Annotated in this window: 14 protein-coding genes; 13 read left to right on the top strand and 1 reads right to left on the bottom strand. The window is 36.7% G+C overall.

From position 1 onward, the window contains the following. The first annotated feature begins 21 nt into the window (after positions 1-21). Entirely contained in the window at positions 22-4,329 is a 4,308-nt protein-coding gene (locus ACLRVU_RS03620) for a PolC-type DNA polymerase III (protein ID WP_412890743.1), read from the top strand. A gap of 281 nt (positions 4,330-4,610) precedes the next feature. Here ACLRVU_RS03620 and ACLRVU_RS03615 read toward each other — a convergent pair whose 3' ends face one another. Continuing rightward, on the bottom strand, positions 4,611-5,291 hold the full coding sequence (locus tag ACLRVU_RS03615) for a hypothetical protein (protein WP_412890742.1): 681 nt from the start codon (positions 5,289-5,291) through the stop codon (positions 4,611-4,613). A gap of 347 nt (positions 5,292-5,638) precedes the next feature. On the opposite strand from ACLRVU_RS03615, the gene rimP reads away from it, so the two are divergent. The 12 genes from rimP to ACLRVU_RS03555 all read left to right on the top strand — a co-directional run bounded on the left by rimP (position 5,639) and on the right by ACLRVU_RS03555 (position 14,141). Further along, positions 5,639-6,106, top strand: coding sequence for a ribosome maturation factor RimP (gene rimP, locus ACLRVU_RS03610; RefSeq protein ID WP_147549218.1), 468 nt, complete (start codon positions 5,639-5,641; stop codon positions 6,104-6,106). A gap of 16 nt (positions 6,107-6,122) precedes the next feature. Further along, entirely contained in the window at positions 6,123-7,526 is a 1,404-nt protein-coding gene (gene nusA / locus ACLRVU_RS03605; protein ID WP_412890741.1) for a transcription termination factor NusA, read from the top strand. Positions 7,527-7,537: 11 nt separating this feature from the next. Further along, on the top strand, positions 7,538-7,792 hold the full coding sequence (rnpM, locus tag ACLRVU_RS03600) for an RNase P modulator RnpM (RefSeq protein ID WP_412890740.1): 255 nt from the start codon (positions 7,538-7,540) through the stop codon (positions 7,790-7,792). Next, entirely contained in the window at positions 7,782-8,081 is a 300-nt protein-coding gene (locus ACLRVU_RS03595) for a ribosomal L7Ae/L30e/S12e/Gadd45 family protein (protein WP_147549214.1), read from the top strand. The genes rnpM and ACLRVU_RS03595 overlap by 11 nt, the downstream gene beginning before the upstream one ends. A gap of 8 nt (positions 8,082-8,089) precedes the next feature. Beyond that, positions 8,090-9,952 (top strand): translation initiation factor IF-2, encoded by a 1,863-nt coding sequence (gene infB / locus ACLRVU_RS03590; protein ID WP_412890739.1) that lies wholly within the window; start codon positions 8,090-8,092, stop codon positions 9,950-9,952. Positions 9,953-9,964: 12 nt separating this feature from the next. Beyond that, positions 9,965-10,318: a 30S ribosome-binding factor RbfA gene (rbfA, locus tag ACLRVU_RS03585; RefSeq protein ID WP_147549212.1), complete on the top strand. Its 354-nt coding sequence runs from the start codon at positions 9,965-9,967 to the stop codon at positions 10,316-10,318. A 96-nt stretch (positions 10,319-10,414) separates the two neighbouring features. Further along, positions 10,415-11,551 (top strand): N-acetylglucosamine-6-phosphate deacetylase, encoded by a 1,137-nt coding sequence (nagA, locus tag ACLRVU_RS03580; RefSeq protein ID WP_412890738.1) that lies wholly within the window; start codon positions 10,415-10,417, stop codon positions 11,549-11,551. A gap of 9 nt (positions 11,552-11,560) precedes the next feature. After that, complete coding sequence (locus ACLRVU_RS03575) at positions 11,561-12,436, top strand: aldose 1-epimerase family protein (RefSeq protein WP_412890737.1); 876 nt, start codon at positions 11,561-11,563, stop codon at positions 12,434-12,436. 72 nt (positions 12,437-12,508) lie between these two features. Further along, complete coding sequence (locus tag ACLRVU_RS03570; protein ID WP_412890765.1) at positions 12,509-12,715, top strand: sporulation protein Cse60; 207 nt, start codon at positions 12,509-12,511, stop codon at positions 12,713-12,715. Positions 12,716-12,749: 34 nt separating this feature from the next. Then, a complete protein-coding gene (locus tag ACLRVU_RS03565) occupies positions 12,750-12,902 on the top strand; it encodes a DUF1540 domain-containing protein (RefSeq protein WP_412890736.1) in 153 nt (50 codons plus the stop codon). Between the two features lie 52 nt (positions 12,903-12,954). Continuing rightward, positions 12,955-13,419, top strand: a complete 465-nt coding sequence (locus tag ACLRVU_RS03560) for a hypothetical protein (protein ID WP_412890735.1) — start codon at positions 12,955-12,957, stop codon at positions 13,417-13,419. A gap of 5 nt (positions 13,420-13,424) precedes the next feature. Next, positions 13,425-14,141, top strand: a complete 717-nt coding sequence (locus ACLRVU_RS03555; protein WP_412890734.1) for a pseudouridine synthase — start codon at positions 13,425-13,427, stop codon at positions 14,139-14,141. The last annotated feature ends 17 nt before the right edge of the window (positions 14,142-14,158 follow it).

The raw sequence follows: 14,158 nt of genomic DNA, 5'->3' as shown, positions 1-14,158 counted from the left end.
TTTTTTTGGAGGGGATATATTATGAATAAAATGGAGATTCTTTTAGAACAACTGCAATTAGAAAATACAACACAATTAAAAGAAACCGCGGTGATTGAAAAAGTAGAGATCGAACACGATGCCTTTACGTTTCATATCCGTTTAGAATCCTTACTCGACTATCATGAATTTATTGAACTGCAATCCCATTTGGACCGTTTCCCATATCCCTGTGATTTTCTGTTCAGTTTAAATAAATTATTTTACCGTGAAGATGATATTGCTAATTATTTCTTATATTTCTGTAAGCATCATGCACAGGATTATCCGCAGTTAGGCTGTGTGGAGCCATCTCAGATTCAATTAGATCGTGATCTTTTGCGAATCGAACTGGTTAATGAGATTCAGCTTAACAGCATTGAACCATTAAAACCAAAACTAAATGAATTCTTCCATACCTTAGGAATTGATTTATTTATTGATTTTTATGTGAATAAAGAAAATCCGGATTATCAAAGAATGCTGGCAGAGATGGAGACTCAGCGTACACAGGAAGTCTATATTAAGCCGACACCGATTGCACCTACAAAAAAAGAGAATAAGTATGTGCCTTATAATTCTAAGAAATTCAATGATGTCATTGCTTTAAAGCTGAATGAAATTAACGGAGATCTTCCTAATGTCAGTGTTCAAGGCTATGTCTTTAAAGTAGAATTAACAAAGATTCGTTCAGGAAAGCATATTCAGTCGATTTGGCTTACTGATTACACTGATTCTATCATGTGCAAACGTTTTGAAAATGCACGTCAAGATTTAGACGCCTTGAATGAAGTAAAAAAAGGGGTTTGGATCAAAGTTATTGGTGAAGTGAAATTCGATAGCTTCGCTAGAGAAACCGTTATGATGGCAAATCAGCTGGAAATCATTCCGGCACCACTGGCGCGAACAGACAGAGCCGAAAAGAAACGTGTAGAACTGCATATGCATTCTAAAATGTCTACGATGGACGGAATTGCCAATGTCAGCGATTATATTGACCAAGCCGCAAAATGGGGACATCAGGCGATTGCGATTACAGATCATGGGAATGTGCAATCTTTCCCGGAAGCCCAGCAGGCAGCAAGCAAAGCCGGAATTAAGATGCTGTATGGCTGTGAAGTCAATATGATTGATCCTATTTTGCATATTGTTCGCAATGCGACAAAAACGCCGCTGCGGGATGCTGTTTATGTTTCTTTCGACTTAGAAACAACCGGGCTATCGGTAATTCATGATGGGATTACAGAATTTGGGGCAGTGAAGATTCAAAACGGTGAAGTGATTGATCGTTTGCAGTCATTTATTAATCCGGAAAAAGAAATCAGTGCAAAAATTACCCAGCTGACCAGCATTACAAATGAAATGGTCAAGGATGCTCCTACCATCAAGGAGTTTTTGCCAACTATTAAAGCATTCTTTGGTGATGATATTATCGTAGCCCATAATGCGACCTTTGATGTTGGCTTCTTGAATGAAGCCTGCAAACGCCATAATATGGAATTGATTCATAATCCTTATATTGATTCCCTTCCTTTAGCCAGAGCTATCATGAAACCAATGAAATCCTATCGTTTAGGAACGGTTGCCCGTCATTACAAGGTAGGCTATGATGAAGAAGTTGCCCATCGCGCCGACTATGATGCGGAAGTATTGGGGAGTGTGTTTAATCTTCTCATCGGTGATGCGATGGATAAGAAAAAGATTACCTATTTAGATGAATTGAATAGTCTTCAAACAATGAATACATATCAGTTAGTGTTCCCATATCACGCCACTTTGCTGGTGAAAAATAAAATCGGATTAAAAAATTTATTTAAAATCATTTCAAAATCATGTACAGAATTTTATTATGGGGATGCCCGTATTCCAAAAGAAGTCTTGGAGGAATACCGCGAAGGTCTGCTGATTGGAAGCAGCTGTTATCGTTCAGATGTCTTTGAAGCCGCACTCAACTTAGGGGACAGCGAGCTGGAAGCGTATATGAAATTCTATGACTATATTGAAATTCAACCGTTTGCAGACTATTATCATTTGATTGATCGCGGTAATCTGCAAAGTGAAGAGGATCTGATTATTTCATTAAAACGTTTGATTAAAATGGCAAAGAAGCTAAATAAACTGATTGTCGCAACAGGGGATGTACATTTCTTGAATCCTACGGATAAAATTTATCGTGATGTCTTTATTGCCAATCCGACGATCGGGATTAACCGCCGTGCACATCCATTGTGTAACCGTAAGGATCCTCGTGCTTTTACTCCGTCTCAATATTTTCGAACAACTGATGAGATGATGGAATGCTATCCATATTTAGATCGTAATGAAACTTACGAATATGTAGTGGAAAATACTAATAAAATTGCCGATATGATCGATGGCGATTTCAGTGTTGTCCATGATCAGCTGTTTACTCCGGGAATTGAAGGAGTAGATGAATTGCTGACAGAACTTTGCTATAAAAATGCACATAAAATGTATGGTGATCCATTGCCAGAAATAATTGAAGCCCGTTTAGAAAGAGAATTAGGAAATATCATCAAGCATGGGTTTGCGGTTATTTATTATATCGCTCATAAACTGGTTAAAAAGTCAAACGATGACGGTTATCTGGTTGGTTCTCGTGGTTCGGTTGGTTCTTCTTTTGTTGCCACGATGGCGGAGATCACTGAAGTAAATCCATTAGCGCCGCATTACTACTGTCCTCATTGTCAATACAGTGAATTTGTTGAAGAAGAGGGAATTGCCGATGGGTATGATTTGCCGGATAAGCTATGTCCAAAGTGTGGAAAGCCGTTAAAAGGAGATGGACACAATATTCCATTTGAAACATTCCTTGGGTTTAATGCGGATAAGGTTCCCGATATTGACTTGAACTTCTCGGGAGATTATCAGTGGAAGGCTCATAACTATACACAGGTATTGTTCGGCGAAGACAAGGTGTATCGTGCCGGAACGATCTCTACTGTGGCGGATAAAACGGCTTACGGATATGCCAAGGGATATGCTGAATTATTAGGTATTGATAATTCGATTCGTTCGGCTGAACTGGAACGTATTGCGATGGGCTGTACCGGTGTTAAACGTACCAGCGGACAGCATCCCGGTGGAATCATCGTTATTCCCGGATATATGGACGTGTATGATTTTACCCCGATTCAGTTCCCGGCTGATGATGTCAATGCTTCATGGAAAACAACCCATTTTGACTTCCATGCCATCCATGATAACGTATTAAAGCTGGATATTTTAGGTCACGTGGATCCAACGGTTACAAGAATGCTGCAGGATTTAACCGGGATTGACCCTAAAGATATTCCGACAAATGATGAGAAGGTTATGAGCCTCTTTACCTCAACTGAAGCGATGGGAATTGATCTTAGCTATTTAAACTGTAAGACGGGAGCATTGGGATTACCTGAGTTTGGAACCCAGTTTGTTCGTGGAATGCTCGAACAGACACAGCCTAAAAACTTTAACGACTTACTCATTATTTCCGGTTTATCTCATGGAACCGATGTGTATCTGGGAAATGCCGAATCCTTAATCAAATCCGGTACCTGTACCTTATCAGAGGTTATCGGATGTCGTGATGATATCATGGTATACCTAATTGAAAAAGGACTGCCAAATAAAGATGCCTTTGATATTATGGAGTGTGTACGTAAAGGAAAGTCGCCAAAAGTCTTCCCGGAAAAAGACTATGAAAATCTAATGAAAAAATACAATGTGCCGGAATGGTACATTGAATCATGTAAGAAAATAAAATACATGTTCCCAAAGGCCCATGCGGCCGCCTATGTGTTGTCTGCGATTCGCGTGGCTTGGTGGAAACTCTATTATCCAAGAGAATATTACGCAGTTTATTTTACGACTCGCTGTGATGCCTATGACATCGAAACAATGATCAAAGGAAAAGAAGCTATTCTGCTTAGAAAACAGGAAATTGAAAAAAGTAAACAGGAATATAATTCAACTAAGAAAGATGAAGACTTGCTGGGAATGTTTGAAATTGCCCTAGAGATGTATGAACGTGGATTCCATTTCAACAATGTCTCTTTGGATAAATCGGATGCGACTGATTTTATTTTAGATCCGGATGATGAAAAAGCTTTAATTCCACCGTTTACCGCTATTGACGGATTGGGAGAAGCTGTTGGCATCAGCGTGATTGAAGCCAGAAATGTTAATCCGTTCTTATCAAAAGAAGACGTTATTAAACGTACACGTTTAAATAATACACATATCAAATTTATGAGTAAATTGAATGTCTTTGCCGGAATGGAAGAAGAAAATCAGTTATCTCTATTCTAAAGGGATAAATATATGTATTGCATTATTATCATCGGTGTGCCGATATCTTGGTCATATCATCAATGATCTTACCTGAAAACAAAAAAAGATTGCCTGCTCCTTCCACTTTTGAGGGTTATCAAAAGGTATTCAGCATCGTGGAATGAACGATTTTAATGGAGTGGGAAAGTGCATTGAAATTGATGTGACGAATCTGGACAATCTCAACTATTAAGAAATTATTGCCAAGATTAAAGCACAATTAGAATAATAAGAAAACGCAGATCATAATGGTCTGCGTTTTAATAACATTTAGAGCAGGGCTCATAACCTAGCGACTGGGCTTCTTTAAGACTGACTGCCCGCGGATTTTTCATATTGCTGCAATTTGGATTTGAATGATATTTTTTTCCGCTTTTAGGCAGATAAACAGTGCTGGTATTTGGAATAGCATTATTTGAGGTGGATTCATTGGACTGAGCTGCTTCTGCCTGTTTTTGTTCCTCCAATGCTTTGGCTGCTGCTTCTGCTTGTTTTTGTTCTTCCAGCGCTTTGGCCTCTGCCTCCACCGCCTGCTTTTCCTTTTCTGCCGCTTCTTTGGCTTCTTTTTCTTCTTGTGCAATTTTTTCTTTGGCTTTTTTTATATCTACTATATTGATTGTGACTTTATTGCTTTCTACATTATTTGTCATTATGTAAAGAGTAGCGATTCCCTCGTTTTGATTGGCTTTAATTGTCAATGAACGGTCACTGACTTTCGTTAAAGTAATGAGTGTGGTGTCACTAATAACGATATCTTTTTCTTCGATATTGGCTTTAGAAGGTTCAATCTCCACTTTAAAAGTCTGGCTTTGGTCAAGATCTAAAGTGATATCCGGACTATCAATATGAATGCTTTTTATTTTCGTCTGACTAGAACAGCCGCCAAAAAAAACAACAGTTAATAAAATAAGCAATATTTTTATAATTTTTTTATGCTTCATAGACATTTCCTCCATTATGGTTATACTTTGTTTATCTAACTCACCTCTTTTTTTGATGGATTATATATAAATCTTGAGAAAATGACACTTAAAGAAACTTACTGTCTTTATCTTAGAATAATAGAGATGATTATTCAATCCTAATTTTAATCTTTTCTATTAGATCAGTCTTTTTTTGATGTATATCCTGCTAGTTTGAAAAATAGTCGATAAAACCTATAAAAAAAGATGTGTTTAATTGACATTTACACAAATATATGATATATTAATTACGTCATTTAGATACTAAAGCAACGAATCTAAAAGAGTGGGGGGACCCACTCTTTATTATTGGAAAGGGAGATAAGATGGAATTAATTCAACAGATTTCTGATATGATTAAACCGATTTTAAATGAAGCACAGTGCTATGAAGATGAAATCGTTTATGAAAAAGAAAATAATGAATGGTATTTAAGAATCTTTATTGAAAAAATAAACGGTTCATTAGATATGGAAACATGTGTCAACGTATCAGAACAAATCAGTGCGCTTCTCGATGAATCAGATCCAATCAAAGGTGAATACTATTTAGAAGTATCTTCACCGGGAGCTGAAAAGCCGTTAAAGAACTTGGAACAAGTCAGCCATTCTATTGGTAAATATGTGTATATCAAATTGGCAATGCCAATGGCAGGAATGGACGAAGTGTATGGTACAATATTAGAAGTAAACGATCAAATCATTCTTTTAGAATACCTAGTAAAAAACATCAAGAAACGTATTGAAATAGATTATGATCGTATTAAGTTTATTCGATTGGCTGTCAAATTTTAAGGAGGAATAAAACAAAATGGCTGGGAATAAAAAATTTATTGAAGCTTTAGAAATATTAGAGAATGAACGTGGTATTAAAAAAGAAATTGTATTAGATGCATTAAAAGAAGCTTTGGAAAAATCTTATAAGAAAAACTATTTAAGTCCGGATTCTATCGTTCGTGTGGATATCGATCCTAAAACAGCGAAGATTTCACTGCATGAGATTAAAACAGTTGTGGAAGAAGTCGAAGATGAAGATATTGAACTTTCGTTGGAAGAAGCACAGGAAATTAATCCTAATTATAAAATCGGAGATGTGGTTGAAAATGCTGTATCACCGGATATCTTTGGACGTTTAGCGGCAGTGCAGACAAAACAGATCTTGCGTCAAAAGATCAGAGAAGCTGAAAAAGAAAGCTTATATAATGAATTTATTGATAAGAAAGATGAAATCATTACTGGGATCGTGGATCGTGTAGAAGATCGTTTTGCAATTGTTAATATTGGTAAAACAGGAGCTTTCTTAGCAGCTAATCAGCAGATTCCAGGTGAAAAACTGGTAGAAGGGCAGCATTTAAAAGTATATGTTTCAGAAGTAGACCATGGGACAAAAGGAACACATATCGTTGTTTCAAGAACAGAGCCTGGTTTAGTTAAACGCTTATTTGAGATGGAAGTACCTGAAATTTATGAAGGTATTGTTGAGATTTTCTCAGTTTCAAGAGAAGCCGGGGAAAGAAGTAAGATTGCAGTTTATACAAAAGCAGATGATATCGATCCGATCGGTTCATGCGTTGGACCAAAAGGAACACGTGTTAAAAACATCGTTGAAGAATTACATGGCGAAATGATTGATATTGTGGAATATTCAAAAGATGCGGCAACGTTCATATCAAATGCTTTGGCACCATCAAATGTTATTAATGTCAGCATCAATGAAGAAGATAAATCTGCTTTTGTTGTGGTACCGGATAATCAATTGTCACTGGCAATTGGTAAACGCGGTCAGAATGCCCGTTTAGCGGCGCGTTTAACAGGATGGAAAATCGATATTAAATCATTGAGTGATGCGATCAGTGAAGGATTATATTCTTTAGAAGAAGTGAAACATGAAGAATATAAAGATATCGAAGAAGAAATGCTGGCAGAAACAACAGCTGAAGAAGTGGAAGCAGTAGAAGAAGTGGCGGAAGCTGTAGAAGAAATCGTTGAAGAATCTGATCTAAATGAGGTAGTTATTGAAGCGATGCCTAATCAAGACATCGTGGAAGAAGCAGTGGAGGAAATCATTGAAGAAGCACCATCTGCCCCTGTGCAGGAAACAAAGAAAACAGTTGTAGACGAAGACGATGAAGAAGATTACTACGATGACGACTACAGCAAATATGACGAAGAAATCGATTACGATGAATTTGATAAATATTACGATGAAGATTAGGAGGGCTTTAGATGAAAAAAATCCCACTGAGAAAATGTGTAGCAACGGGAGAACAATGTCCTAAAAAAGAATTGATTCGTATCGTTAAAAACAAAGAAGGCGAAGTCTTTATTGATTATACCGGAAAGCAAAACGGGCGTGGTGCTTATCTGAAAAAATCAAAAGAAGCAGTTGAACTGGCAAAGAAAAAAGGATCATTGGATCGTTCATTGGAAACGAAAGTGCCGGAAGCGATCTATGAGGAATTGTTGAAGAATGTTGAATAAAGATGTTCTTAATTATATTGGCTTAATGATGCGTTCCAGAAACCTCGCCAGTGGTGAAGGCGTATTGTTAAGTATTCGGGATAAATCAGCGAAATTGGTTATTATTGCTGAAGATGCAAGTGATAACACGAAGAAACGTTTAATAGATAAGTGTACACATTACAAAATTGAGTATATAATAATAGGTGATAGCACAGAGTTATCGAATGCCATTGGTAAAAGCAATCGTATGGCAATCGCTGTGTTGGATAAAAAATTTGCTGAAAAATTAAAAGAAAAGATAGGGTAGGTGGTTATATGGCAAAGATGAATAAAAATAAGAGACCAAATCGTTCAGGTAAAAAAACAGCGCCTAAAAAGAAAACATTGATTTCGAACGTGCCAAATAAAAAAGAAGAAGTGAAGGTAGGAGACGGAATCGTTGTTTATGAAGAAGGTATTACGGTTGGTGAATTAGCTGAAAAAATCAATCAAACCCCTGCAAATGTTATTAAAGTGTTATTTATGTTAGGGAAAATGGTAACGATCAATTCTTCATTGGATGATGAAAATGTAGAATTAGTATGTATGGAATACGGTTATGAAATTAAAAAACATATTGAAGTTAATGAAGTAAACTTTGAAGAGATTGAAATTGTTGATGATGAAAATGATTTAATGAATCGTCCTCCGGTTGTCACAATCATGGGACATGTTGACCATGGGAAAACAACATTATTGGATACCATTCGTAAAACAAGTGTTGTTGATGGTGAATTTGGTGGAATCACACAACATATTGGTGCTTACCAGGTTTTGATCAATGAAAAGAAAATTACGTTCTTAGATACACCAGGACATGAGGCTTTCACAGCGATGCGTGCACGTGGTGCGCAGGTAACCGATATCGTTATTATCGTAGTAGCGGCGGATGATGGAGTGATGCCTCAGACAAGAGAAGCGGTTGACCATGCTAAAGCGGCAGGAGTGCCAATCATTGTAGCTGTCAATAAAATTGATAAGCCGGGAGCAAATCCTGAGAACATTAAATCACAGATGGCAGATTTAGGGTTGACTCCAGAAGAATGGGGCGGAGATACTGTTTATTGTGAAATCTCAGCTAAAATGAACATGGGAATTGAAGAATTACTGGAAACAATCTTGGTTGTATCAGAAATGGCAGATTTTAAAGCGAATCCAAAACGTTATGCATATGGAACTGTAGTTGAGGGTAAACTAGATAGAGGACGTGGTCCTGTAGCGACTTTACTTGTACAAAACGGAACGTTAAGAACGGGAGATCCAATCGTTGTAGGTGCCGCTTATGGACGTGTGCGTCAGATGCTGAATGATAAAGGAAAAGAAATCACTGAGGCTGGACCTTCAACACCGGTAGAAATTACAGGTTTAAATGAAGTACCAGTTGCCGGAGATAAATTCATGGCCTTTGAAACGGAAAAGATGTCACGACATGTCGGAGAAGAAAGAAGTAAATTAAAACAAGATAAAGACAGAAAAACAACAAGCGCTTTATCATTGGATGATTTATTCTCTAAAATTAACGAGGGTGCTGTTCAAGATTTGAATATCATCGTTAAATCAGATGTTCAAGGAACAGCAGAAGCAGTGAAGTCATCATTGGAAAAAATCGATGTTGATGGCATTAGAGTCAATGTTATTCGTTCAACTGTCGGAAGTATTTCTGAATCTGATATCCTTTTAGCGAGTGCTTCTCAGGCGATCATTTATGGATTTAACGTTAGACCGGAAGCAAATGTACGTAAGAAAGCGGAAGAAGAAGGCGTAGAAATTCGTTTGCACAATATCATTTATAAAATGGTAGAAGAAATTGAAGCGGCAATGCAGGGAATGCTTGCACCGGAGATCGAAGAAGTCATCATCGGACAAGCAGAAATCAGACAAGTGATTAAAGTGTCTAAAGTTGGATCAGTAGCAGGATGTTACGTGACAGATGGCTTTATGCGTAGAGATTGCGGAGTTCGTTTGATCAGAGATGGAATTGTGATTTATACAGGGAAACTGGGTTCTTTAAAACGTTTCCAAAACGATGCGAAGGAAGTTGCCCAAGGGTATGAATGCGGTCTGACAATCGAAAACTACAATGATATCAAAGAAAACGATATTGTCGAAGGATTTGAAATGCAAGAAGTCGCAAGATAGTTGGAGGCTTTTATGGTTTTAAAGAAAGAAAAATTAAATGGGATCATTCAAAGAGAATTAACACAGATCTTACAGATGGAAGTAAAAGATCCAAAGATTGGATTTTGTACAATCACCGCAGTAGATGTGACACGTGATCTGTCAATCGCTAAAATCTATGTAACATTTTTAGGAAAAGATTATGATACACGTGATGGATTAGAAGCGCTGAATCGTTCAAAAGGGTTTATTCGTACCCTTTTGGCAAAGCGTTTAACTATCAGACGTGTACCGGAACTCCATTTCTTATTGGATACATCATTAGATTATGGAAATAAAATTGAAAAGATCATTAAAGATATTCATACGAATGAAACTCAAGAATAGAGACTATCCGATTAACGGATAGTTTTTTTATGGAATCAAGCATTTTGTTCACACTAATAATAGGTTTTTTGTTATAATGAAAACGAGGTGATAAAATTGAAATATTGTATTGTTAACGGGAAAATTATTTTAAATGATCAGATTGTAGAAAAGAATCTATGGATTCAAGATGAAAAGATCATTAACATTACAGATGAAACAGATCCGGAAGCAACAGTTATTGATGCGCAGGGAAACTTTGTTTCACCGGGATTCATCGATGTGCATACGCATGGAAAAAACGGAAGTGACGCGATGAATGCTACTTTTGAAGATTTAGATAATCTATCTGTATCAAATGTTAAAACGGGAGTGACTGGTTTTTTGCCAACGACGATGACGCAATCTCAGGAAAGCACTTATGCAGCGATTAAAAACATTGCTGAAAATCAGGACAAAGTGAATGGAGCCAGAATCATTGGGACACATATGGAAGGACCATTCTTTAATATTAAACATAAAGGTGCTCAGCCGGGAGAATATATCGTTGATCCTTCAATTGAAATGTTTGATAAGATGACCGGTGAATACAGCGAGGTTGTTAAATTATTATCGTTAGCACCGGAAATGCCGGGATCAGATGCTCTAACGAAGTACTTGTTGGAAAAAGGAATTACCGTTTCTTTAGGACATACCGGGGCAACATATGAGGAAGGAAAGAAGCTGCTTGATTTAGGAGCGGATCATTTCACACATACGTATAATGCCATGACACCATTGAATCATCGTAATCCGGGAATTGTAGGGTTAGCAATGGACAGCGATCAGACTTATGCAGAGTTGATTTTAGACGGGCATCATGTTTCAGCACCGGCAGCACGTATTTTATACCATGCTAAAGGGGATGATTATTTAACACTGATTACCGATTCTATGGAAGCCTGCATGAAAGATCCGGGAACTTATCAATTAGGAGGACAGGGAGTCACTGTCGAAAACGGAACAGCTCGCTTAAAAGATGGGACTTTAGCGGGAAGTATCTTATGTATGAATGATGCAGTGAAGAATGCGATGGACTATTTCCATATTGATATTGTTAAAGCTGTACGTTTAGCTTCTTTAAATCCGGCTAAATCGATTAAAGTAGAAGATCAGTTAGGCAGCATTGCTGTCGGAAAATTAGCGGATATCATTATTTTTGATGATCAAGTACGCTTAAAACATGCCTTTGTAAATGGTAAATTAATCTATTAGGAGAAACTTATGATAACATTAAAAAATGATTTTTTAGAAGTGGACATTCATCCCAAGGGAGCAGAAATTCATAAAATGGTGGGATTGTCAGATCAAATGAACTATATGTGGAAAAGAGACAAGGCTTATTGGGCAAACAGTGCGCCGATTCTTTTTCCAATCGTAGGAAAAGTCATCAATGATACGTATCGTGCTGAGGGGAAGGAATATCATTTAACACAGCATGGTTTTGCTCGTCATAATGAATTTACTGTAGAAGAAACAGCAGATGATCGTGTTGTTTTAACTTTAGATAATGAAAAGTTCAAAGATGTATATCCATATGATTTTAAATTAACTGTAACCTATACGCTGGATATGAATACACTTTGCTGCCATATCAAAGTAGAAAACAAAGATGATAAAACGATTTACTTTGGTGTAGGCGGACATCCTGCATTTGCCTGTCCAATGTATGAAAATGAATCAAGCAATGACTATTATGTTGAATTTGAGCAGCCGGAAACATTGAGCCGTCGTTTATTAGATGTTGAAAACTCTGTCTATAACGGAGAAACACAGCCATTGTTAGAAAACGAAAAACGTTTCTTTGTCAGACAGGAAATGTTTAAAGATGATGCGGTAGTGGTTACTGATTTTAAATCAAAATCAGTCTCTTTGAAATCGATCAATCATAATAAAGCAGTCACTTTGCATATGGAAAACTTTAACTTTTTAGGAATTTGGGCAACTCGTCAAGTTGGTGGACTTTTAGCGTTGGAGCCTTGGCGTTCTCATGCTGATGATGCCGGATTTACGGGTGAATTGAAAGATAAGGAAGATATCGTAAGTCTTCCTGTTGATCAAACATTTGAATGCTGTTTCAAAATAGAAATTACACAATAATTAAAAAATGATGAAAATAAGTCGTAAATCCGACTTATTTTTTTTTATTTTATTGGTATGATACCAGCGGTGATGCAAATGATAAAAGTAAAGATGTTTGACTGTTGTCATGAGTTAGATCTTGAAGATGAAATCAACGAATTTTTAGAAACAATCCAGGATGATGATTTACTTTCAGTCGAATACCAAACTGCTTTTTTAGACAATGACGAAGAAGAAGACACGATTTACTCCTATTCAGCCATGTTAATTTACAAATGCATGAATAATGAAGATTAGAACGCCCAAACTAATCTGTGTGGAGGTGAACAACATGAACAGAATTAACTGTACAGCTAAAGAATGTGTTTACAACAGCGATTGTAAATGTGACGCAGAAGAAATCGCAGTTCACAATTGTAATTGTAAGGAAGCACATTGTTGTGAACAAACTGAATGTGCGACATTCAAAAAGAAAGAATTATAAAATATAGGGCGCTTAGCCCTTTTTTTTGATATAATTTATATAGGTGGTTATAATGAAGAAAATATGGATATTAATACTCTGCTGCTTCATGCTTAGCGGTTGTAAAAAAGAAGTTCCCCAAGTGTCACTTGCTGATTATAACCAGTTTGTTGAAGCCATTAACGATCAAAATGAATTTCAAGATGAATCTTCATATTGCGATATAACATTAGTGATGAATTCGGTAGAGGATCATTATCGCTATGATTTATTTATCGGCAATGTTAAGGAGCGTTTAGAAAATGTCCGCATTGTCTGTAAAGATGACAGTCAGGCAGATTACTATCCCAGCATAGGCGTCTATGATGACCCAGTCAATTTAGATACGTATACAAAGACAAGTACCTTAACATATAAAGGAATTCATTTATCAGGGATAACTACAAAGGAAGAAGTGGAAATCCATGTTTTGATTGAATTTAAAGACTCTCAGGGTCAGCTTCATCAGGAATATATAAAATTAAGCAAAGGAATTTAATGCAGATGCGTTTAGATAAATTATTGGCTCATTGCGGAGTCGGAAGTCGTAAAGAAATGAAACAGTTAATACGTAAAGGGCATATACAGGTTAATGGTCTTATCATTAAAAAAGATGATTATCAGGTCAATGAAATAGAAGATACGATCTTATTAGATAATGAAGAAATTCATTATCGTCGTTTTGTCTATTTAATGTTGAATAAGCCGCAGGGCTATATCAGTGCTACGATGGATCAGGTACATCCTACGGTTATTGATTTGATTGAGGGGTATGAGCAATATGAATTATTTCCGGTTGGACGATTGGATATCGATACCGTAGGGCTGCTGCTTTTAACCAATGACGGACAACTGGCCCATCATATCTTGTCTCCGAAAAAACATATCTCAAAAATCTATTATGCAAAAATTAATGCAAAGGTTAATGAACAAGATGCTGCAGCTTTTAAACAAGGACTTGATTTGGGTGATTTTCAGGCAATGCCGGCTAATTTGAAAATTCTGTCGGCAAATGACGAGGAAAGTGAAGTCGAAATCGAAATATTTGAAGGAAAGTTTCATCAGGTTAAACGGATGTTTGAAGCTGTTGGTAAAACGGTTATTTATTTAAAAAGAATAAAAATGAAACATTTAATATTAGATCCTCAGCTAGAAGAAGGGCAATATCGCGAATTGACAAATGATGAATTGGAAAATCTTATGAAAATCGATGTAAAATAAGAATTTGCAATTTATTA

Source organism: Beduini sp. (assembly GCF_047239305.1).
Lineage (GTDB): Bacteria > Bacillota_I > Bacilli_A > Erysipelotrichales > Coprobacillaceae > Beduini.
Note: the sequence above shows the minus strand (reverse complement) of the source record. Positions and strands in the feature narration are given on the sequence as shown.

Coding starts and splice junctions, on each gene's coding strand:
- ACLRVU_RS03620 (WP_412890743.1), top strand. CDS start 22: ATGAATAAAATGGAGATTCTTTTAGAACAACTGCAATTAGAAAATACA.
- ACLRVU_RS03615 (WP_412890742.1), bottom strand. CDS start 5,291: ATGAAGCATAAAAAAATTATAAAAATATTGCTTATTTTATTAACTGTT.
- rimP (WP_147549218.1), top strand. CDS start 5,639: ATGGAATTAATTCAACAGATTTCTGATATGATTAAACCGATTTTAAAT.
- nusA (WP_412890741.1), top strand. CDS start 6,123: ATGGCTGGGAATAAAAAATTTATTGAAGCTTTAGAAATATTAGAGAAT.
- rnpM (WP_412890740.1), top strand. CDS start 7,538: ATGAAAAAAATCCCACTGAGAAAATGTGTAGCAACGGGAGAACAATGT.
- ACLRVU_RS03595 (WP_147549214.1), top strand. CDS start 7,782: ATGTTGAATAAAGATGTTCTTAATTATATTGGCTTAATGATGCGTTCC.
- infB (WP_412890739.1), top strand. CDS start 8,090: ATGGCAAAGATGAATAAAAATAAGAGACCAAATCGTTCAGGTAAAAAA.
- rbfA (WP_147549212.1), top strand. CDS start 9,965: ATGGTTTTAAAGAAAGAAAAATTAAATGGGATCATTCAAAGAGAATTA.
- ACLRVU_RS03575 (WP_412890737.1), top strand. CDS start 11,561: ATGATAACATTAAAAAATGATTTTTTAGAAGTGGACATTCATCCCAAG.
- ACLRVU_RS03570 (WP_412890765.1), top strand. CDS start 12,509: ATGCAAATGATAAAAGTAAAGATGTTTGACTGTTGTCATGAGTTAGAT.
- ACLRVU_RS03565 (WP_412890736.1), top strand. CDS start 12,750: ATGAACAGAATTAACTGTACAGCTAAAGAATGTGTTTACAACAGCGAT.
- ACLRVU_RS03560 (WP_412890735.1), top strand. CDS start 12,955: ATGAAGAAAATATGGATATTAATACTCTGCTGCTTCATGCTTAGCGGT.
- ACLRVU_RS03555 (WP_412890734.1), top strand. CDS start 13,425: ATGCGTTTAGATAAATTATTGGCTCATTGCGGAGTCGGAAGTCGTAAA.